We start from the raw sequence: 20590 nt of genomic DNA, 5'->3' as shown, positions 1-20590 counted from the left end.
TGTTTGCAGGACCCTCATGTGCAGGACCGCGCCTGCTCACGCATGACACTGTAGTCGGCGAGCATCTCCGCAACGAGCGAGCCGTCGGGAAGGATGCTGAGTTCCTCCGCCGCCCGCACCTGGAAATCGCGGCTGTACTCGATCACGGGCGGACATGTTCTGACGGCGCGCCCGTCAGAACTCACCGTCGCGCAGCCGCTCAGCAAGCTTGTTGCGATCCCGAGGGCGGCGAGCGGCCGCTTCCAGCATCTGGCGTTGGACATGATTGGCCTTCTCCGTGGTCTCAAGGCGTTCGGCGAGGCGGCCCGTGCGTTCGCCGGAACGCCGAAGCGAAAGGAGGAACAGGAGCACGGCGAGGACGATCGCGCCGTAGCGCAGCGCCGCCCGCATCCACGGGGCGGCGGCGATCCCGGTGAACAGGGCGGCGATCATCGACGCCCCCGCTTCCAGTCATCAAGTCGAGCATAGATGGTGACCGCGATGCCTCCGAGCGCCACAAGGATGAACACCCAGCGCAGGGTGTCGAGATACGGCACAAGCGGCAGGATGGCGGATTGGGTCTCTGCCAGGACGCTCTGCGCGACCTCGACCCCGGCTGCGCCCAGCGTCGCCACGCCAGCCGCGCCACCGCCTTTCAAGGTGCGGCTCTCAGCCAGCGCTTCGCGTGCGGGCGGCGTCTCGGCTGCAAATGCCGTCGCCCGGACCGGGAACCGCTCGCCCCACTGACGCGCCGGGCCGAGGTCGACATGGATAAACCCCGAGCGCGGATAGAAGCCGAAGCCGAGGAACCCGACCTCCCGCGCCGCCGCCTCGAAGGCGACTGGGTCGTGGTTGGCCATGGCGATATCGAAGGCGGCGCCGTCCATGTGCTTCGACCGGGTCGCGCCGCCGACGGCGCGATTGTGCTCGGGGCTGCGATAGGCGGAGCGGACGATCAGCGGCTTGCCCAGTCGGTCACGCAGCGCCTGCAGCTTGTCGAGCGCCGGTTCGTTGACGAGCAGCTTGCCGGTGCCCCGGCAGGCGATTTCGGCGGGCGAGAAGTTCGGCCAGCGCCAAGCGTCCTCCGGTGCCTCACGCCAGTGGTCGAAGAAGATTGTGGTCATGGGGGTCCTCCAAAACGAAAAACCCGCCTCAAGGGCGGGTGCGGTTGGGCTGATGAATGGGGATGGGGCGCGGCTATGGGCCGCCGCCGAAGATCTTGAGCTTGATCGCGATGCCCGCCAGCAGCGCCAGCATGACGCCGGTGGTGATCATGCGGACGGCGGTCTGCATGGCGGTGCGGCGCACCAGCCGGATGCAGTCGACGAGCGAGCGCAGATCACGGATGTCGAGCGCCGCCTCGTCGCCATCGAGCCCGACATCGGCGAGCGCGCGCTTCGCGCCTTCCTCGGCAGCGCGTGTCAGGATCGCCTCGAACTCGGCGTCGGGCATTCGCACGAAGCCCTCGGATCGGGGTGGGGTCATCGTATCCTCCTTCCGCCGGTCAGCCGACCTTGCAGCCCCAGAAAGACGTGTGATCGGCGGCGAAGTAGCCGTCCGCGACCCGGAAATACCCCTGCAGCTCGACGGTATCGCCCGCGGTGAGCGGGACCATGGTCTGCAGCCAGATCGCGGTGGCGAGCGAGACGTGGGTGGCGGAGATTTCGCCGAGGGAGCCGCGGATTTCGGTCGTCCCGTTCAGGACCAGCCGCCCGCGCATGCGTGCGGTGGTGCTGGCGTTGACCTTGTACATGAGCGTCGCGCCGAAGAGATAGGTGCCGTCCACCGGCGCCACGAAGCGGTTGTTCGCGGCGTCGAAGGCGCCCTGATCGTTGTAGTCGGTGTTGTTCAGGCCGATCTTCGTCCAGGTGCCGACGCCGACATAGTTGTCGTAGTTCGTCCAGGCCTTGAAGCGCGGCAGCCGGGGCTGGTCGACGATGCCGCTCACGTTGTCGACGCTCAGCCCGTCGAAGAAGGTGCTGCCGTCAGCCGAGACTGCGAGGCGGAAGCGGTCCGAGCCGAAGAGCCCCACCAGCGCCTTCGTCACAAAGCCGGTCTGCAGCGTCAGCCCGAGATCGTCGCCCGCGGCCTCCTTGTTCATGGTGTAGAACAGATCGCCCGTCCCGCCCTCGGCCACGGTTCTCGCGGTCCAGAGCGCCGCGTTCAGCTTGGCCGAGAACGGGTTCGACGCATCCGCTGCGGTGCCAAGCCCGAGCAGCGCGAGGTTCTGCAGCGACGCGGGCGTCGTGCCGATCCAGCCTGCGCCGTCATAGACCAGCAGCAGGCCCTCGTCCTCGACCCACGCCCGCCAGCCGGTCCGTGGCGGCAGACGCAGCCACGCGCCGTCCGTCCAGAGCGCCACGTTCAGATCCCAGCCTGCCCAATCCCCGGTGGCGCCCGAGCCGACGATGTAGCGATCGCCATCGGCGGGGCTTCCGGGCGGGACGGTCAGGTCCCGGTCGAGGACGGAGAGCTGTACCAGCCCGTCGAGGATCCGCAGCGCCTCGTTGTGGGTGACGTGCTTCTGGGCCTGCGCCGCCAGGACGTAGGGCAGCAGGAGATGGGTGGTGGCGTCGGACATGGGGTGCCTTCAGAACAAGAGCGTGACGGTCTTGGGCGCGCCCCGCCCGACGAGGGCGGAGAGCTGGTAGATGCGGACAGTGAGGTTGTCGCCGGGGCCGAGCGGCGCGCCCCAGTCGGCGGTCTGCTGGGCGGCACTGTAGACCGCACTGGTGGTGGTCGTGCTCAGCACCCGCCTCACGGTAAGGCCGTCGAGGATCTCGACCTCGTAGGCTTCCAGTTCCTCGGCGAGCGGCGCCTCAACCGCGCCCCAGCTGTCGGCGGAAAGCGCGCGGGACCGGCGCGTCCAGCGGATCGTCAGATCGCCGGGCGTGCGCGGCGTGCGCCACGGCTGCTCGACATGGGCGACGGAGAACGGCCGCAGCCCGATGCCCGCAGGCGTGAAGGCTTTTGCCACATAGGTCTCGTCGCTGACCGGACGGCTCGCCGGGCCGATGCGCCAGTTCCATGGGATCCCGAGGTCGGACTCGGCAATCGGCAGGGACGCCAGCGCGGTGTCCAGCACCACCACCCGCGCGCCAGCGGGCGCCGGATTTCCCATCGCGCCCTCGGTGCCGCGCTGGCCCCGCAGCAGGCGGGTCAGCCGGTAACGACCCGGCGCCAACAACTCCGCCGCACCCGCCTGCACGATCTCCCAGACGCCGGGCGCGCTCTCGATGGCCAGCGCGTTGGCGCCTCCGAACAGGGTCAGGTCGGTGACGCTTTCCAGCGTGCCGGTCAGCAAGTCGACCACCAGCGCGTTTCCGGGATCGAAGCGCGACGTCGGTCCCGCAAAGAAGTCCGAGACCAGCGCCCCGATCCGGGCGCGACTGCCAAACGTGGTCAGCAATTCGAACCCATCGGTCGAGGGGCTGCGGAACACCGCCATCTCGCCGGGCCAGGGTACGGCATTCGCCGCGACAAACGGCCGATGCGCGGGCTGGTCCTCGGTCAGCTGCGGCAGATCCATCAGCACCGCATCCGGTGCGCCGAACACCACGGCGCGCGTCAGCGAAACCGCGCGGGGATCGCCGGGCGGCATGTCGTAGGTCGCCCGGTCCTGGCGCACCGCTTCGATGCCCCGCGCCTCGGCGTCGGCAATGGAGACGAGCCGCAGATCGACCAGCCGCCCGTCATGCGCGAGCCGGACAACGTCGGCCGGATTGAGCGCCAGGCGCGAGGGCGGCAGACGGAACGCCGCCGTCTCGCGCCCCACCCACGCCTCCATCAATGCGCGGCGGCAGCGGCGCTCGGCCTCCTCGGGCGGCACCGCGATCGGGAAGCTTTCCGAGGCGATGCGGGTCGTGTCCACGGTGATGCGCCGGGCCTCGACGAGGGCCGCGTCGTAATCCTCGTCCGCCCGCGCGACCTGCCACTTCAGCGCCTGCGGCAGCTCGGTCTCCTGGCCGCGGGTCAGCTCGAGGACATCGCCTTCGCGGGCCGCGACCAGATCGTCGGGGCAGAGGCTCGCCACCGCCGCCCGGCCGCGCATGACGAAGCGGATCACGCCCTCGGTCTCGACGGCGTCGAACCCGAAATGCCGCGCCAGCGTGGTGATCGAGGCGCGCGGGGACTCGAGCGCGCCGATGGCGTAGCCTTCCAATGCGCCCCAGAGCCCGGTGACGTCGATCCGGGCCTCGGGCAGCCCCGCCCGCAGGCAGAGATGCCGCACCAGTGCCGCCAGCGACACCGCGCCGAGCCGCCCGGTCAGCCAGTGGCCGAGCCGCCAGTTCGCCCCGTCCGTCCAGACGTCAGTCAGCGCCGGAAAGAACGGATAGGGCCGCGCGTCCCAGGTCCAGGCGGCGCATTCGGGGACGTGCACCATCCGGCCGCCGTAGACCGAGGACAGCGGGTTGTTCACGGCATCGCGCCACCAGAGATATGTCGCCTCGAGATAGGCCCGCTGGATGGCGTCATCGCGCCAGCCGCGCGAGAAATGCGGCGTGAAGCTCTCGGAGGACTTGGGGTCGAAGAAGACGTTGGGCTGGTTGGTGCCCCGGTCGATGGCCGGACAGCCGAGCTCGGTGAACCAGATCGGCTTGGACTCCGGCGCCCATGCCGTCGGCGTGCCACTCTCCACCCCGCCCGCGCGGTCGTGATGCGGGTTCGACCACCAGCTGCGGAGATCCTTGTAGCGGAAGACCCACGGCTTGCTGGCGGCACCGTCGGTGATCGGGGTGCGCACCTGCGCGGAGCGGTCCGCTGCGCTGGCATAGAACCAGTCGAAACCTTCGCCGCCCGCGATGTTCGCCTGCAGATAGGCCCGGTCATGGATCGCGGGCCAGCCCTCCTGCGCGTCGGCATGCTCGAACCCGTCCCGCCAGTCCGACAGCGGCATGTAGTTGTCGATGCCGACGAAATCGATCTCCGGATCGGCCCAGAGCGGATCGAGATGGAAGAACACATCGCCCGAGCCGTCACCCGGCTGGTGCCCGAAATACTCCGACCAATCCGCCGCGTATCCGATCTTGGTGCTGTCCCCGTGGATCGAGCGCACATCGGCGAGGAGGTCCCGATAGGCCTGCACCGCCGGATAGGTGTTGGCTTCGGAGCGGATGGTGGTCAGCCCCGGCATCTCGGTACCGATCAGGAAGGCGTCGACCCCGCCCGCCGCCGCGCAGAGATGGGCGTAGTGCAGCACCATGCGGCGCAGGCCCCAGTCGCCGGGCGTGCCTGTCCACGAAACCGACTGGCCGGAGACGCTGAAGCTCGCGGGCGTGGCCGCGCCGAACAGCGCCGCGACCTGGCTCGCCGCCGTGGCGGTCTTGTCGACGGTCCCGGCGAAACCAGCAGCGGGCGAGCAGGTGATCCGCCCCCGCCAGGGGAATGCGAGCTGCCCCGTCTCCGCGGCGTTGTCGGAATACGGGTTCGGCAGGCTGTTGCCGGGCGGTACGTCCATCAGGATGAACGGATAGAAGGTGACGCGCAGCCCGCGCGCCTTCATCTCCTGGATCGCCTGCACCACAGCGAAGTCGGACGGCGTGCCGCCATAGACCGGGCGGTCCTGGTCGTCGCGGCTGACGAGGAAGGCGCTGGCGCGGCTCACGCCGTTTACCGACCAGCTGGCGGGCGTGGTCGACTTGGCCGACACCTCGACGCCCGGCCGCACCTTGCAGGAGCCTGCCCGCAGGTCGTCGCCAAACCACGCCACCACGAGGCTGACGCTCTCGACCGCCGGGGCCATGGCCTGCAGCCGGTCCAGCGCCACCACCATGTCGGTGGCATCCGCCAACGCGTTCAGGTTCTCCGCCTGCGTCGCCCCGCCATCGGTCTTGCGGATCGCCTGCGTCGCATAGGTGAACTCGCCCGAGGCCGGGATCATGGTGACGGCGCGGGTCAGCCCCTCGGCGGTGTCGGGATCGGCGAGCGGCCGGAACACCTCGAAGGAGAGCTGCGGCAGGCGGTTGCCGTAGGTCGAGAGCGCCAGTTCCTCGAAGACGACATAGGCGGTGCCGCGATAGGCGGGCGTGCTGGCCGCGCCCATCTTCGCGGCGATGAACGGATCGGCGGACTGCGCCTCGTCGCCGGGATACCAGCGCCACGTGACGCCGGAGAGGTCCATCGGCTTGCCGTCGGCCCAGATGCGCCCGATCCCGGTGATTCCCCGCCCTGCCGGGCCTCCTCCGCCTCCATTCTCTCCCCCGGAGAGAATGGTCCCTGCGGGACCGGCTTCGGAGCCTTCGCAGAGCGCCACGGCGAAGGAGGCGTAGTACAGATACTCCGTCGTTTTGACCTTGCCGCCCCCGCCTCCCTTGCCGCCGCCCTGCGTGGTGGTCTTCGTCTCCTCGCGGAAATCGGTCGCCCAGATGATGTTGCCGCCCATGCGCATGCGACCGTAGAGCCGCGGGATGACCGCGCCTTCGGTGGCGGAGGTGATGCGCAGCGTGTCGAGCCGCGCGCCCTCGATGCGCTGCGTGGGCGCCAGCGACGAGATGATCCAGCTGTCCACGACCGAGCCGATGGTGGAGCCGATGAAGCCGCCGATGGTCGCGGCACTCACGCCGAGGATCGCGCCGCCGATCGAACCGCCAATGGCAGCGCCGGCCGCGCCGAGAACGAGGGTGGCCATGTTCGGGTCTCAGCGTTGCGGGAACAGGAAGGCGAAGGCGATACGCCGCCGCCAGGATGGGGTGAGCGGTTCCTCGATCACGCCGAGCCGCTCGTAGGCGTGGAGGAAGATGTCGGGCCCGGTCAGGATCCCGACATGCTTGGCGATGGCGCGGGCCCTCATGCGAAAGAGGACCAGCGCGCCGGGACCGGCCTCGACAGGCGAAACCTCGATCATCATGCGCCGCGCGCCGTCCGCCAGAACCTCGCGCGGGCCGGTCTCGCCCCAGTCGCGGCTGTAGGGCGGGATCGGGAACGGCTCCGGGCCGACGACCTCGCGCCAGACGCCCCGGGCCAGCCCGAGGCAGTCGCAGCCGACGCCGCGCAGGCTTGCCTGGTCGTGGTACGGTGTGCCGAGCCACGCGCGCGCAGCCGGAATTACTCGCTCAGGATTAGCTGCAGCCTTGGGTGCCGTCGTGCGCGCCGCCTTGCCATTCCGCGGTATTTGTGGCGTCACCATGGGTTTGACTGCCGTGCCTTGAGGGTTATCGAGATGAACTTTACTGGTCTGTCCGCCTTTCCAATCACCCCGGCGACCATAGACGGGCGCGTTCAGACCGACGCGCTTGTCCGGGTGCTGGAGCGGTTGCGGCGGCCCGATCTTGGTTCGGTCGGCCTGCTAGGCAGCACCGGCACATTCGCGTATCTGACGCGCGCAGAACGACGCCGGGCGGTGTCCGTGGCGGCTGATGTGCTGGGCAGCAGTGTGTCGCTGATGGTCGGGGTCGGAGCGCTGCGCACCGACGAGGCCTGTGCATTGGCCCGCGATGCGGCTGAGGCTGGGGCAAATGCTGTGCTGCTGCCTGCGGTCAGCTACACGCCTCTGACTCAGGATGAGGCCTACGCCCATTACAGCGCCGTTGCGACCGCAAGCGATCTGCCGCTGTGCATCTACAACAATCCCAGCACTACTCACTTCAACTTCGACGTCGCGCTCATACAACGACTGGCGCAGGTACCCCGGATCGCTGCAATCAAGATGCCGTTGCCCGCGCAAGGCAGTCTCGCCAGCGATCTGGCCCGGCTGCGCAGCACGCTGCCTGCAGACTTCGCCATCGGCTACAGCGGGGACTGGGGCTGCGCCGAGGCGCTGCTGGCCGGTGCGAATACGTGGTATAGCGTGATTGGCGGGATCCTCCCCGAGATCGCGTTGCGGCTGACTGCGGCGGCGATGGCAGGCAATGCGGCGGAGGCCCGCCGCATTGATGAAGAGCTTGCCCCGCTCTGGGCGCTCTTCAAAGCCCATGGCTCGCTGCGGGTGGTTTATGCGATGGCGCGGCAGATGGGCCTGACCGACTGCGACCCTCCCCGCCCAATCCTGCCGCTGGACGATGCAACGTGCCGCGAAATCGCCGCGGCGACCGAGCCTCTGGCTCGCTGAGGGCTCCCCTCACAGCACGCCTCCCTCGTGGCCGCCGTCCTTCGTGGCGTAGCGCAGGACCGCATCCTGGCCGGGGATGTGCGGGAAGCCCCTGAAGTTGGCGGTGTTGGCGAACTTCGCGCCGCAGGTCTCCATGCGCTTGTCGCAACCCGCACGGATGGTGAAGGCATCGCCCTCGGAGATCTCGCGCACCGGCGCCTCGAGCAGCGTGAGCACGGCGATGCCGTCCGTGACGTCGTGGCCCAGCACTTCCGCGCGACGCCCCGCATTCGCGCCGCTGGACCATTCCAGCGTGCCGAAGGTGAACCAGCCGGACGTGAATGCGACCAGCCCCGAGGCGGTGAAGGCCCGGTCGCGCAGGAGATCGATCACCGCGCCGGTGCCCTTGAAGGCCGGGTCCTCCAGATCGACGCCGCAGCGCGCATCGCCGAGCGCGGCGTCGCAGGTTGCCTGGAAGGTCCGCCCCACCGTCTGGCCGAGGACATGCGCGAGCGAGCGGACCTCGGCCACAAAGGCCAGCCGCCCGCGCCGGATCTGGCCGATAGCGCCGCGCCGCATCAGCACGCGCTGGCTCGTGTCGGCCCAGTTCACCCGCCAGACTTCGACCTCCGCATTGTCCCAGCGGCCGTCGAGGATGTCGGTCTCGGTGATCCGGTCCGAGGTCAGCACGCCCTCAGCGTCCTGCGCATCGACCGACAGGTCAGAGCCCGAGCGCACTTCGGAGGCGGTGAGCCCGCTCTCCGGCTCGAAGTCGGTACCATCGAAGCTGAGCGTCCGGTCGTGATCGGTGAAGCCGAAGCTCACGCCATCGGCGCGGGTGATCCGCCAGCACCAGGCGAGCGTCGTCGTGCCCTCGTCGAGATGGGCCTGCAAGGCGGGATCGAGGGTCTTCATCGGCGCAGTTCCAGAAGCGGAATGGAGGTGATCGAGCCGAGCCGCTCGAGGTCGAGCGTGACATCGAGCACGTCGGTATCGAAGCGGACGGGCACGTCGAACTCGAAGCCCGCCGTGATCGCGAGACCGGATCCCGGCGCGGCGCCGAAGGTGACGAGGCCGGTGGCGGTGTCGACCGACCAGCCGGAGGGCTGCTCGACGCCCGACAGCGCAATGCGCACGGTCCCGGCGACCGGCTTGGCGATGGCGCGCGTCCAGGATTGCGCGCCCGAAGCGTAGCGCTTGGCCAGCTGGAAGGCGGTCGTCGTGCCGTCGCCGGTGCCGATGGCCTGATCGGTCGGCGATGGCGTTCCTGAAGGCAGACAGGACTTGTGGTCACCCCAGTCCTTGAAGCGGAAGCCATGCAGCCGCCCGTTCCGCGCCTCGAAGAAAGCCACGACGGCCGCCAGATCGTCCGCGCGGCGGATGCCGTAGGCGACATCGTAGCGGCGGCGCGAATTGGCCCAGCTGGCGTTCCTCTCCTCGTCTCCCGAGGCGACCTCGACGATCTGGGTACGCCGTTCCGGCCCGCCGCGCGCGCCCCGGCTGATGTTGTCGGGAAACCGCACCTCGTGAAACGCCATTACATGCCCCTCCGTCCGAGCGAGACGGCGCGGGCGATGTCGGCCGCGACCTGCGTGCGCGATTGGCGGAAGCTCTCGGCGTCACGCGCCATGATGGTGACGTTGACGCCGCCGCCCGCGCCGTAGCTCTGTGCCTCGCGCCGCGACAGCACGCGCTCGCCCCGCTGCAGGATGGCCGGGACCTCATCGTGGCGCAGCCCCGCCACACCGCCGGAGTGCATCCGAGGCGCAGCCGCAAATGCCATCGCCGGGACCATGCGCGAGGGTCCTGCCGAGCCGACCATGCCTCCCGCATGCAGGACGTTGGCGAAGATGCCGCCAGCACCGGAGAACACGCCGGAGAGCGCATTGGCGATCGGCCCGAGGATGAAGCGGCGCGCCGCCAGCTGGGCGAGATCGGCCAGCAGCGAGGTGACGAGATCGCGGAAGTTCAGCTTGCCGGTCTTTACGAACTGGCCCACGGCGTTCTCGGCCGACTGGAAGGCGCCGACGAGGCTCTGGCCGATGTCGCCACCAATCTCCCGGGCCTTGCTGGCGTAGCCCGACAGCGCTGCCGTGACCGCCTGCCACCCGGTGACGGCGGCCTCGGTCGCGGGCTCCGCCGCAGCGGCAGCAGCCCCGGACGCCGCGCCCGCACCGGTCGCGGCACGGCCGGCATCGCCGAGCGCCGTCTCCAGCCGCTCGGCCGCGCCGGTGGCCTCGGTCAGCGCATCGGCACTGGCCTCGTCGGTGCCACGCACCGCATCACGCAAGGCCTGCCAGCTCTCCAGAGGCGCGCGCGCGCCGTCCGCAAGATCGCGCGCCGCGCCACGGTAGACATTCGCGGACTCGAGCGCGCGGTTCGCAGCCTCGGTCAGACCGAGATCGGGTGCAGTGAGCGGATTGTCCTCGAAGGCCCGGTCGAACGCGGTCTGCGCCGCCGTCGTGGCAGCACTGGCCGCACCCTCGAAGCGGTTCTCGATCTCGCCGAGGTCGAGGTCCGGCACCAGCGAGATGCGCCGCTCGGAGCCGAGGGCTTCGAGTCCCTGGTTGATCCCCCCGATGAAGCCGTTGATGCGCGAGACCACGCCGTTCAGCATCGCCTCGACACCATCGACCAGACTGTTGGCCGCCTGAAACGCCAGATCACCGATGGCGGCGGGCAGCAGCCCCCAGATCGCCTTGATCGCCTCGTAGGCGCCTTCGAAGGTGTTCGCGGCGGTGTTGCCGAAGGCCACCACGCTCTCGATGGCGCTCTGCATGCCCGACGCGGCGTCCGCCTTCAGGTCGAAGAACATCGCCGTGGCGGCTGCGCCCGCCGCAGCAGCGCCCATCCTGATCCGCTCCCAGACCTCGACAGCGAGGTCTTTCAGGAGCGACATCGCCTCGCCGAAGCCGCCCGCGCCGGAGACGAGGCGGGTGAATTGATAAACGAGCTCGCCCGCGCCGACGATCAGCGCACCGATGCCGGTGCGGATCAGCGCCCCGCGCAGGACGACCAGCGCCGTCGCGAGGCCGCGCACGGACAGCGCCGCGGCGGCCATGCCGACGACCCAGCGTCCCGCGAGGAAGGCAGCGAAGGTCGCGGCATAGGTTGTCAGGCGGCCGATGTTGTCGAAGAGGCCACGGATCGCGATGCCGAGCGGCCCGGTGCGGCTGGCCACCGCCGCCATGGCGTTGGCGACGGCTTCCAGCGCAGGCGCCGCGGCGACGGCCAGCTGGTTCGAAAGCCCGCGCCAGATCAGCCCGAGCCGAGAGATCGCATCATTGGTGCGCTCGATCTGGTCGGCATCCTGCTCGGAGACCACGACGCCGAAGGCAAGCACGTCCTCGGTCGCCTGGCGCAGCGTCGCGGTGTCGATCCGCGACATGGCGATGGAGCCCTCCTCGCCGAAGAGCTGACCCGCAACGGCAGCACGTTCGGCAGCGGGCACGAAGCTCTCGATGGCGGCGTTGATCGCACCCACCCGCTGGTCGAGCGGCAGGGCGATCAGGTCGGTGGCCGAGAGTCCGAGCCGGTCCAGCGCGTCGGCGGCGGGACCGGTCCCGGTGGCGGCCTGGCTCAGGCGGCGCGTCAGATCCTTCGTGGCTTGCTCGATGCCGGACATGGAAACGCCCGCCAACTCGCCCGCGCGCTCCAGCGTCTGGATCGAGGCGACGGTGGTGCCGAGCGACTGGGCGAGCTTCGCCTGCGCATCGACCGTCTGCAGGCCGGAGCGGATCATCGCCACGCCAGCGGCGGCGGCTGCTGCCACGGCGGCTGCAGCCGCCACAGCGACACGGCGGGAGAAGGCTGCAAGCCGGGCGTTGGCCGCCTCCATCTCGCGGCTCAGCCGTCCGAAGCCGCGCGATCCGGCTTCGCCCACGCCTTCCAGCTCGGCGCGAACCTGTCGCCCGCCCACGGCCGCGAGGCGGACGGATACTCGCTTCTCAGCCATTGGAGTGATCCATCTGTTCGTTGAGCTTGGCGACCATCACCGCCTCGATGACGGGCAGCAGTTCGGCCATGGCGAGCGGCGGCACGCCGAGCGCGTCGCCAAGCGCGAGCGCCGCCGACAGGTCCCAGCCGATTACCGCGCCGGGCAGCACGCGCAGCTGGCCGCCGAGGCGGCCGACGAGGTCCCAGACCTGCCAACCCTCCAGCGTTTCTGGGCGGTTCAGCCGCGCCGGGCAGTCCGGGCACGTTGTTTGGCAGGCTTGGCAGTATCGCTCGCCCCCGCCGAAGGACCATTCGGCGAGAGCGCGGAGGCGTTTTTTTCCTGCTCCAGCAGCAGACCCTTGGAGACGTAGGTCAGCTGGAACGCTTCGAAGATGGGCCAGACATCGAGCAGCGCATCGATAGCCTCGGGGCCCGGGTCGATGGGCTTGCCGTCGGCATCGCCGATGCCCTCCCAGGCGAGCACCGCCCGCCGCGCGAGCGCCTTGGCGAAGGCGACGGCGCGCTCCTCGTCGGAGGCGCCCTCGGGCACCGCCTCGACGGCGGGGTCACTCCGCGTCGCCACCATCAGGGCGGTGGTCAGCGGGCGCAGTTGCACCCGGACGCCGGGCGCGAGGTCATGCCAGCGCGGCGCGTTCGTCAGGTCGAGCGTCAGCATCAATACGTCTCCACATCGTTCACGAGGGTGGCGGTGCACATCCGGCCGACGACGCTGTCGCGCGCCGCCTGCCAGTCGAACGTCGCCTGCACGCCCTGTGGCCCCGAAATCTCGATCCGCGGGCGCGGCAGGTAGACGGCGTGCACGGTGAAGGTGAAGCTCTCGCCGGACGGCAGAACGTAGGCGAATTCCATCTCGCAGGCCTCGCCGTTGATGGCCTGCGTCACCAGCGTCTGGTCGGCGAAGCGCACCTCGATCCGGCCGGTGAGCGCCGCGATGCTTGGGTCCGCACCGTCGATGCGCCCGTCCGAGCGGATCGTCTCGATCCGGTCGAGGTTGTTGGCATAGGTGATCTCGGCCGAGACCACGTTGCCGAGCGCCGTGCCATTGCGAGTGATCGCGCCGTTGAAATTGCCGAAGCGCTTCAGCTCCAGCGCGGCGGGCGTGCCGGCGTTGGTGGTCGTGCCCACCGTCTCGCCCTGCGCGACCAGCCGCGCTGTCGCGGTCAGGAGCCCTGAGCGCTGCATCTGCCAGGTGATCTGGTCGAGCACGCAGCCGGAATACATCGCATAGCGCGGCACCTCTGGCATGCCGGTCTCGATTGCCATGCTGGGCAGCGTCCATGACCCCGACTGGAACTCGTGGGTGTACGGCGCTTCCGCACCAGTGGTCGTCGGCGTGCCGAACGCCGCCTTCAGCCAGAAGCCGAAAGCCTCGGCGTCGAGCGGCACGACGACATCGCCGTCGGCCGTCACCGCATCCTTGATCGGCGCCAACGGATCGCGACCGTAGCCCAGCAGTTCCGAGTTCAGCAGCGGTTGCTCTGCGCCGAGCGAGGTGCTGGCGAAGGGCATGCGGGTGAAGCCGCCCACGGGCGGCGTTCCATAGGTCGTCTCGAACGCAAGCGCCATCAGCGCCCGCGCCCCCTGGGCTCGTGCCATGGTGGTCTCCTCGGGTTGTCGGGGTCAGGCCAACTGGTCGGCCGTGGAATAGTGCAGCACCACCGGGATCACGGCGGCCTTCAGGCTGGCCGCGCCCTCGACCGGCAGGTCTACGGGGCGCGGGGCTTCCGCCTCGACCCAGTCGCAGAGCCCGCCAAGCGTGCGGTCGGCGGCGAGCGCCGCGCCAATGCTGGCGGTCAGCCTGTCGAAGTCGGCGTCCCGATCGGCGCCCTGCACGACCGCTTCGATCTCGGCGCGGTGCTGGTAGTGGTAGCGCAGAGGCGAGAGCGTCACCTCCGGCTCGCCCGGTTCGCCGTCCCGCAGGATCAGGAGCCCGGCGGCGGGCACGCGCTCGGACAGAACCTCGCCGCGCAGGGTTGTGGCAGGCACCGTCAAAAGACGTGCGTGCAGCGCCGCCAGCGTGGCCTCGCGTGTACTGGGCATGATGTCACCGAAGAAAATCCGAATGGCACAGCACCGGGCGTCGTCGCCCGGTCTTGATCGTAGGCCAACGACGGCGGACGTCCGCCGTCGATCAGACCGTGCCCGTTCCTTTGAAATTCTCGCACGAGTCAACGCCCCGAGCGGTCCCGGCCAGGAGGTCGTCGGCCAGCCTCATCAGTTCGTCCAAGCGCGGATCGCTCAACCGATACCGGACGAACCGACCGTCCGGTTCTCCGACAACCAGCCCGCATTCGCTCAGGCACCGCAGGTGGTTTGAGGCGTTCGACTGCGACAGGCCGGTGGCGCCAACGATCTCCCCAACCGAAAGCGGGCCGTCACGCAGAGCGGCCAAAATCGACATGCGCGAGAAGTCAGCCAAGCCGCGGAAAAGCTTCGCCCGCAACTCGACGACTTGAGCATCAGCCTGCTGAAGGATTCCGGTCTCGCTCGACATATCAGTCTGCAATGATATATAGCCTCGTCTGTCCACGGAAGATCGTAATGAGCGAAACGGCCACAATGAGCAACGCTGAGCACGCGCGCTACAGAGTCACCGGCATGGACTGCCCGTCATGCGCCGCGAAGATCGAGAAGGCGGTGCGGTCGGCCGGGGTCGAGGACGTGAAGGTCTCGACTGCCACGCAGATCATGACGGTGCATGTATCCGACCTGAGTTTGCAGCTGCCCGAAGTGGAGCGTGCGGTGTCGGGCATCGGCTACCGACTGGATCGGCTGGGCGGACCCGAAGCTGATCACGAGGGAGACATCGACGATCTTCCGAAGGACTTGAGCCATATCACCCCGGCCTACCGGCGTGCGCTGTGGATCGTGATCGTGCTGAACGTGGGCTACGGCCTCATCGAGATGGTTGGCGGCTTCATTTCCGGATCGCAGGCCCTGAAAGCCGATGCGCTCGATTTCCTCGGCGATGGCCTGATCACCTTCCTTGGGGTTCTGGCGATCGGCTGGAGCCTGGTCTGGCGAGCCCGTTCCGCTCTGATCCAAGGCTTGTTTCTCGGGGCGCTCGGTCTCGGGGTCCTCGCCAACACGGCCTACCGCGTACTGGTTCAGCAGCAGCCTGAAGCTGAACTGATGGGCCTGTTCGCCGTGATCGCGCTCGTGGTCAACGTGGTTGCCGTTCTGCCGTTGCTGCCCCACCGGGCCGGAGATGCCAACGTTCGGGCCGTCTGGCTGTTCTCGCGCAACGACGCCATCGGCAATGCAGCGGTCGTCGTGGCAGCGGGTCTGGTCGCCTGGACTAACACGGCATGGCCCGACCTCGTTGTAGCGGCAGTGATCGCCGGGCTGTTTCTGCAATCCTCGTGGTCGATCATCCGCGACGCGCGGGCCGATTTGCGGGTGGCCACGTGAGGCCACGCCGGTCACCGGGCTTCGGGCGCCGGATCGTGCAGGCGGCATCAGGACCAGAATACGATCTCTCGGCCGCCGAGATAGACGGGGCCTGTCAGGGCTCCAGATCCTTTTTCCGGCGCGTCCGACTATAGTTTCGCCTCCACCCAATTCGCCACGATCAGTCCCGGTACCGCGTCGTGCGCCCGCTCGGCATCCCTCGCCAGATCAAGCCGCTTCGGCAACTTGACCTGCGGTACCAGCAGGAAGATCGGCGCGGTGACCTTTCCGCGCCCGGTCTTCGAGCGCGACACCACCGCTTGGCCCTTCGTGTTCAACCGGCCCTCCGCCACCAGCAGGCTCGGTCCGGTGCGACGATAGACGAAGCGCAGGCGCAGGCCACGGCGGCGCTCCCATTCGCCGGGCGTGATCCGGCCGCCGCGTAGGGACTTGCCTGCGGCAGGCAGCGGGATCGCCAGCCAGAACCCGTTCTTCGAGCGGATCAGCGGACCGGTGTCATGGGCACCGACGATCACCGGCGCCTTGGACCAGACCAGCGCCGCGGCGTCGAGGCTCTCGCCCGACCTCGGGAAGGTCTGGCTCCGGATCGAGTTGGCGAGCCGGGTGCCAAGGCCCGCGCCGGTGATCTGCAACCGCCACGCGGTCTTCAGCCCGGTCCCGGCCTCGCGCATGGCGGCCGTGACAGCGCGCTCCCCGGCCGTGATCTCCGCCTGCATCATCGCGACGATGTCGGGATCGATGTCGAGATTCAGCTTCATGCAGGTATCAGATACACAGTCCAGGCTAGCCGCTCGCGGTCGCGGACGGGCTCGCCCTGGACCAGGAAGGCGTCGCCGTCGATCTCGAGCCTGTCGCCCGGGCGCGGGTTCGCCACCTCTGCGACCAGCAGGTCGATGCGGGTCGTCTCGGACCAGAGCCGGGCATCGCCGAACTCGGTGACGGCGTCAGCACGCCGGGCGACGACGCGCACCAGTACGGGCGCGCCGCCGTCAGCGATGTAGACGGCATCCCTTCCGATGTTCGGATCGGCGAAGAGGGCACTGAGGGCGACCGCGAAGGCGGACATCAGGTCCGCCGCGCGCTGCGCAGCACCTGCGGGCGGGTGCAGATCGGCAGCGGATTGCTCTCGATCTCCAGCCGCACCCACTCGTCGCGATCACGATCGGGGATGGTACGTGCGTAGAGCGGCTGGCCGAGGGTGTTGACCGTCTCGAAGGTGTCGGCGGGCGCGTAATAGATCTCGAACAGCCCCTCGATGCCTTCCGGATAGAAGTACGCCTTGTCGGTCGGCACGCCGAAGCCGACGCCGCCCCTGTAGCGGCGGAAGGTGATGCCGCCGAAGCTGACCTCGTCGGCGACCCGGCCCCGCAGGTCGGCCGCCGCGGCGGTGTTGAGATAGGTCTCGCGCACCTCCTTGTGGGCCACGAGATCGGCGAAGAAGGCCGAGCCGCATTCGGCCCGGACCTGCACCGCACCGGCGGAGAGCCCGCCCATCGACTCTTCCACGCTCTCGATCAGCGCCTGGCAGCGCTTGCGCAGCGCCCCCGAAGCGGGCGTGGCGTTGTCGAGGTCGAAGTCGATCTCGGCGGCCGGGCTGATGCCGAACTCGGTGAAGTAGTTCACCACCGTGGCGTGGTCCTTCGGGTCCTTCACGATCCCCTGGATGCCGTTCAGGAGGTGGTACTCGAAGGTGGTCTCGGCATCCTGGCGAAGCTTGCGCAGCCGGTAGGCCACCTCGGTCTGGACCTGCTGGGTAGCAGTTTCCGATCCGAAGTCCCGCACGCCCTGGATCTCGGAGGCCCAGAGCACGTCATGCTTCTTGAACTGCCGGCAGACGAAGGCACGCATCTCGCGCCGGTCGGGGATCTGCTGCTCGTAGGCCGACCCGCGTTCCGAGAACGGGATCAGCGACAGCGTGCCGTCGCGGCTCTCGATCACGACGGTGCGGGCGCGCACGCCGCGTGGCGAGAAGAGGGCCGAGCCCGAGAGCAGCGCCGGTCGGAACGGAATGCTCTCCAGCGCGCGGGTGAGCTCGATGATGGTGAAGGCATCGCCTTCGAAGATGTCCATGGTGGCCATGGGAATGCCTCCGGTTCGGGAATGTCGGTGCGGCGCGGGCCGGTCAGCGGATCAGCGGACGAGGATGCCTGCGGCCAGGAGCGCCGCATGGGCTGCCGCGATCTCGCCCTCGCCGGGCGTGCCCGCGAAGACGAGGTCGTGGCGGTTGACGATGGCAGGGCCGCGGACGATCGCAACGGCCGGTACATCGCCGGCGCTCGCGTCGGCCTTTGCCCAGAGCACGGCGACGGCGGTCTCGGTGCCGTCGACGGCGGCGGGATCGTGCGCGGCGTATTTGCCTGACGCAGTGATCTTGCCCAGCACCGTGCCGGGCTCGAGCGTGCCCGCGGCGACGGCGATCGTCTCGCGGGTGTAGTCACGGAAGGCTTCCCAGACGAGGAATCCGCCGGGGTGTTTGCCTTCGACCAGCGTGGTCATGGTGTCATCCTTTCAGATTGAAGCTTCGGGCGACGATCTCGCGCCAGGGGCGCGCGGCCGAACTGCGCCCCGGCTGCGGGTGATGCGGGGCGATCTCGGGTTCGGCCTCCGCTTTCGCTGCGAGAAGGGCCATGCGCACCTCGTCGAGACCGACGTCCTGCGCGAGAAAGCGGCCGGCCATCTGCGGCTGGCCGGCGAGGCGACAGAGATCGACAATGGCGCGGGCATGGGCGATGGCCTCCGCCCGGATCGCCACGGGATCGGCAGGCGCGAGCATCGGTGCCGTGAGCGCGGCCGGCTCGGACGGGGCGAGGTCGGGTGGTGGACGGTCGGGGTCCGCCGCCGCGGTATCGGGCGCGTCGCGGGGCATGTCGGAAAGATCAACATGCCCCTGAGGCGTTGCTGCCCTGGCCGTTGTGTCGGCAACAGCGGCAGGTCCTGCGCCGCTGTCGGCAGCATCGTCGGCCACTCCGCCCCGGTCCGACCCGCCGTGCGGTACCGTCCCGGTCTCCGGAACCGCATCGTCCCGGGTGCCGCCGTCCGGCGCAGCGTCAATCGGTCCCTCTGCCTCCACCGCCTCGACCAGTGCGGGCGGGGCATTGCGGAACCGGTCGATGTCGAAGCGGGCGGCGATGCGGACCGGCTCGGCCATCCGGGTCGCAAGTCCGAGGGTCAGCGCGTCCCCGGCATCGAACCAGGTCTCGGCCGCCATCAGCGCGGCGATCTCCTCGCTCGGCCGGCCGGATTTCGCCGCATAGCCTGCGACCAGGCTGGCCTTTACCTTGTCGAGTGCCTCGGCCATGGCGCGCATGTCGCCAGCCGTGCCCATCACCAGCCCGGCCGGATCGTGGATCATCAGGAAGGCGTTCTCGGGCATGACGATCTCGTCGCCCGCCATCGCCACGTAGGAGGCCGCCGAGGCGGCGATGCCGTCGATCCAGACCGTGACCCGGCCGGCGTGACGCTGGAGCGCGTTGTAGATCGCGACGGCATCGAAGACCGACCCGCCCGGGCTGTTCAGCCTCAGATCGATCGGCGCCGCATCGGGCAGCGCGCCGAGTTCGGCGAGAAAGCCTTTCGCCGAGACCCCGTAGGCGCCGATCTCGTCATAGATCGCCACTTCCGCGCGTGCGTCCTCCCGGCCGCACCCCCGGGCGCGGATCGCATACCAGCTTGCCATGTCGTCACTCCTGTTCGGTGGCGGGATCAGTCGCCGCGGCACCGTCGCCCCTGTCCTCGCCGGTTCCACCGCCAGGCCGGGCCCGCGTCGCCGGTGTCGCCCGCGCGCCCTGCGTCTCGCCGGGGCTGGTGCGGTAGCGGAGCCCCAGCTCCGCGGCGCGTGCCGCATCGACGGCGTTCTCGCGATCCACTTCCTCGACGTCGTAGCCGGTGGCCTCGACCACCTTGCGCCGCGAGGTGATGCCGGCTTCCATCGCCAGCACTTGTGCCTGGATGTCCTTCAGCGGATCCACCCAGTCCCAGCGCGGCGGGATCCACTGCACCGCACGGAACCGGCTTGGCGCCGAACCGTAGCCCGGCAGGTCCAGCGCGCCCGATAGCGCCGACGTGTCCAGCCAGCGCTGCCAGACCGTCCGACAGAACTGGTGTACGATCACGCCATGCTGCAGCTGGCCGATGCGGCGGCGGAACTCGACGAGCTCGGCGCGCAGGCTCGAGTAGTTCGCCTGCCGCACGTCGCCGGTGACCAGGTGGTAGGGCAGCCCCAGCGAGGCCGAGACCGCCAGCAGCGTGCGGTACTGGAACGCCTCGTAGCCGCCGCCCACATCGGCGGGCGACGAGAACTTCACGTCCTCGCCGGGCAGCAGCACCTGCATGGTGCCCGGCTCGAGGCTGGCGATGGCGGTTCCGTCGAGGTCCGCCTCGGCCTCGCCGAGCAACGGCTCATCCGGCGCGGTTTTTGTGATGAAGCCCGCGAACATTGCCGCGGTCTTCTTCCGGTCGAGCTCGGCGTCGTCGTACTGGTCGAGCAGGAAGAGCCGCACCATTGCCGGCGCGACATGCGGCAGACCGCGGATCTGCCCCGCGTCGATCGGCCGATAGATGTGCAGCACGTCGGCAGCCGGCACCCGGACCGTTTCGGGGATGAGCGTCCCCTGGTCGGTGCTGTCGCCGGGATGGCGGCGGCGGAAGTGATAGGCCACGCGCCGGCCGATCCCATCGAACTCGATCCCGCAGCGGATGCGGTTGCCATTGGCCGCCGTCTCGGTCTTCTCGAAGGGCAGCATCTCGGACTGCAGGAGTTGCAGCTGCAGCGGCACCAGCAGACCGTCCTCGGCCCGGCGCGGCCGCAGCCGGACGAAGCACTCGCCGGCCACGAACATCTCGCGTGCCACCATGGCCTGCAGACCGTAGAGGTCGGTCAGCCCGTCCGCATCGGCCTCGTCGGTCCAGGCGAGCCAGAGCCGCTGGACGCGGTCGCGGAGTTCCGCGTCCCCGATCAGCGACGAGGGCTTGATGCCGTCGCCCACGAGGTTCGAAGCAAAGGCCTCGCAGGCGTTGGCGGCATAGCCGTTGGTGACCACCAGTTCGCGTGCGCGCGCCAGCAGCCGCGGGCCGCCCGAGGCGACCAGCGTGTTGATGTTCTCGAGCGGCGGGTTCCAGCCCCGCAGCCGGCGGCGGGCCATGGCGCCTTCGAGCCGGGCGCGCACCGCGGCGGGGCCGCCGGGGGACGGGCGGCGGAAGCGGTCGAGTAGACCCATG

Annotated in this window: 23 protein-coding genes; 2 read left to right on the top strand and 21 right to left on the bottom strand. The window is 69.4% G+C overall.

The window, feature by feature from the left end; genetic code table 11:
• Nucleotides 1–14: 14 nt before the first annotated feature.
• From Q0938_RS13945 to Q0938_RS13915, 7 genes are all read right to left on the bottom strand, one after another.
• Nucleotides 15–146 (bottom strand): hypothetical protein, encoded by a 132-nt coding sequence (locus tag Q0938_RS13945; protein ID WP_299363463.1) that lies wholly within the window; start codon nt 144–146, stop codon nt 15–17.
• A 28-nt stretch (nt 147–174) separates the two neighbouring features.
• Nucleotides 175–432 (bottom strand): hypothetical protein, encoded by a 258-nt coding sequence (locus tag Q0938_RS13940; protein ID WP_299363460.1) that lies wholly within the window; start codon nt 430–432, stop codon nt 175–177.
• Entirely contained in the window at nt 429–1103 is a 675-nt protein-coding gene (locus tag Q0938_RS13935) for a D-Ala-D-Ala carboxypeptidase family metallohydrolase (RefSeq protein ID WP_299363458.1), read from the bottom strand. The genes Q0938_RS13940 and Q0938_RS13935 overlap by 4 nt, the downstream gene beginning before the upstream one ends.
• A gap of 73 nt (nt 1104–1176) precedes the next feature.
• Entirely contained in the window at nt 1177–1431 is a 255-nt protein-coding gene (locus tag Q0938_RS13930; protein ID WP_198590314.1) for a DUF6127 family protein, read from the bottom strand.
• 52 nt (nt 1432–1483) lie between these two features.
• Nucleotides 1484–2560, bottom strand: a complete 1077-nt coding sequence (locus tag Q0938_RS13925; RefSeq protein ID WP_299363449.1) for a DUF2793 domain-containing protein — start codon at nt 2558–2560, stop codon at nt 1484–1486.
• 9 nt (nt 2561–2569) lie between these two features.
• Entirely contained in the window at nt 2570–6607 is a 4038-nt protein-coding gene (locus Q0938_RS13920; RefSeq protein WP_299363447.1) for a glycoside hydrolase TIM-barrel-like domain-containing protein, read from the bottom strand.
• Nucleotides 6608–6616: 9 nt separating this feature from the next.
• Nucleotides 6617–7105 (bottom strand): NlpC/P60 family protein, encoded by a 489-nt coding sequence (locus tag Q0938_RS13915; RefSeq protein WP_299363445.1) that lies wholly within the window; start codon nt 7103–7105, stop codon nt 6617–6619.
• A gap of 33 nt (nt 7106–7138) precedes the next feature.
• Here Q0938_RS13915 and Q0938_RS13910 point away from each other — a divergent pair, with 33 nt between their 5' ends.
• On the top strand, nt 7139–8026 hold the full coding sequence (locus Q0938_RS13910; RefSeq protein ID WP_299363442.1) for a dihydrodipicolinate synthase family protein: 888 nt from the start codon (nt 7139–7141) through the stop codon (nt 8024–8026).
• A 9-nt stretch (nt 8027–8035) separates the two neighbouring features.
• On the opposite strand, the gene Q0938_RS13905 is transcribed toward Q0938_RS13910, so the two are convergent.
• From Q0938_RS13905 to Q0938_RS13870, 8 genes are all read right to left on the bottom strand, one after another.
• Entirely contained in the window at nt 8036–8920 is an 885-nt protein-coding gene (locus Q0938_RS13905) for a DUF2163 domain-containing protein (RefSeq protein WP_299363439.1), read from the bottom strand.
• Nucleotides 8917–9543, bottom strand: coding sequence for a DUF2460 domain-containing protein (locus tag Q0938_RS13900; protein WP_299363436.1), 627 nt, complete (start codon nt 9541–9543; stop codon nt 8917–8919). Before Q0938_RS13900 ends, Q0938_RS13905 begins: the two co-directional genes overlap by 4 nt.
• Entirely contained in the window at nt 9543–11960 is a 2418-nt protein-coding gene (locus tag Q0938_RS13895; protein ID WP_299363433.1) for a phage tail tape measure C-terminal domain-containing protein, read from the bottom strand. The genes Q0938_RS13900 and Q0938_RS13895 overlap by 1 nt, the downstream gene beginning before the upstream one ends.
• Nucleotides 11953–12111: a hypothetical protein gene (locus tag Q0938_RS13890; protein ID WP_299363430.1), complete on the bottom strand. Its 159-nt coding sequence runs from the start codon at nt 12109–12111 to the stop codon at nt 11953–11955. Before Q0938_RS13890 ends, Q0938_RS13895 begins: the two co-directional genes overlap by 8 nt.
• Nucleotides 12112–12179: 68 nt before the next feature.
• Nucleotides 12180–12617 carry a hypothetical protein gene (locus tag Q0938_RS13885; RefSeq protein ID WP_299363427.1) on the bottom strand — a complete coding sequence of 146 codons (438 nt, stop codon included), beginning with the start codon at nt 12615–12617 and terminating at the stop codon, nt 12180–12182.
• Entirely contained in the window at nt 12617–13558 is a 942-nt protein-coding gene (locus Q0938_RS13880; protein ID WP_299363424.1) for a phage tail tube protein, read from the bottom strand. The genes Q0938_RS13885 and Q0938_RS13880 overlap by 1 nt, the downstream gene beginning before the upstream one ends.
• Nucleotides 13559–13582: 24 nt before the next feature.
• The gene (locus Q0938_RS13875; protein WP_119000849.1) at nt 13583–14002 is read right to left on the bottom strand and encodes an acyl-CoA transferase; all 420 of its coding nucleotides are present in this window, start codon (nt 14000–14002) and stop codon (nt 13583–13585) included.
• Nucleotides 14003–14093: 91 nt separating this feature from the next.
• Nucleotides 14094–14456: a metalloregulator ArsR/SmtB family transcription factor gene (locus tag Q0938_RS13870; protein WP_013654510.1), complete on the bottom strand. Its 363-nt coding sequence runs from the start codon at nt 14454–14456 to the stop codon at nt 14094–14096.
• Between the two features lie 47 nt (nt 14457–14503).
• Here Q0938_RS13870 and Q0938_RS13865 point away from each other — a divergent pair, with 47 nt between their 5' ends.
• Nucleotides 14504–15373, top strand: coding sequence for a cation transporter (locus Q0938_RS13865; RefSeq protein ID WP_013654509.1), 870 nt, complete (start codon nt 14504–14506; stop codon nt 15371–15373).
• A gap of 128 nt (nt 15374–15501) precedes the next feature.
• Here Q0938_RS13865 and Q0938_RS13860 read toward each other — a convergent pair whose 3' ends face one another.
• From Q0938_RS13860 to Q0938_RS13835, 6 genes are read right to left on the bottom strand one after another with little or no spacing between them, the layout of a single operon-like run.
• The gene (locus tag Q0938_RS13860; RefSeq protein WP_036731875.1) at nt 15502–16131 is read right to left on the bottom strand and encodes a DUF6441 family protein; all 630 of its coding nucleotides are present in this window, start codon (nt 16129–16131) and stop codon (nt 15502–15504) included.
• Entirely contained in the window at nt 16128–16439 is a 312-nt protein-coding gene (locus Q0938_RS13855) for a hypothetical protein (protein ID WP_036731877.1), read from the bottom strand. The genes Q0938_RS13860 and Q0938_RS13855 overlap by 4 nt, the downstream gene beginning before the upstream one ends.
• Nucleotides 16439–17452: a major capsid protein gene (locus tag Q0938_RS13850; RefSeq protein WP_145111165.1), complete on the bottom strand. Its 1014-nt coding sequence runs from the start codon at nt 17450–17452 to the stop codon at nt 16439–16441. The genes Q0938_RS13855 and Q0938_RS13850 overlap by 1 nt, the downstream gene beginning before the upstream one ends.
• A 51-nt stretch (nt 17453–17503) precedes the next feature.
• Nucleotides 17504–17869, bottom strand: a complete 366-nt coding sequence (locus tag Q0938_RS13845; RefSeq protein WP_299363398.1) for a head decoration protein — start codon at nt 17867–17869, stop codon at nt 17504–17506.
• A gap of 4 nt (nt 17870–17873) precedes the next feature.
• Complete coding sequence (locus tag Q0938_RS13840; RefSeq protein WP_299363395.1) at nt 17874–19049, bottom strand: head maturation protease, ClpP-related; 1176 nt, start codon at nt 19047–19049, stop codon at nt 17874–17876.
• 4 nt (nt 19050–19053) lie between these two features.
• Nucleotides 19054–20589: a phage portal protein gene (locus tag Q0938_RS13835; RefSeq protein WP_299363392.1), complete on the bottom strand. Its 1536-nt coding sequence runs from the start codon at nt 20587–20589 to the stop codon at nt 19054–19056.
• Nucleotide 20590 lies beyond the last annotated feature (1 nt).

The organism is uncultured Paracoccus sp., from assembly GCF_947496875.1.
Lineage (GTDB): Bacteria > Pseudomonadota > Alphaproteobacteria > Rhodobacterales > Rhodobacteraceae > Paracoccus.
Note: the sequence above shows the minus strand (reverse complement) of the source record. Positions and strands in the feature narration are given on the sequence as shown.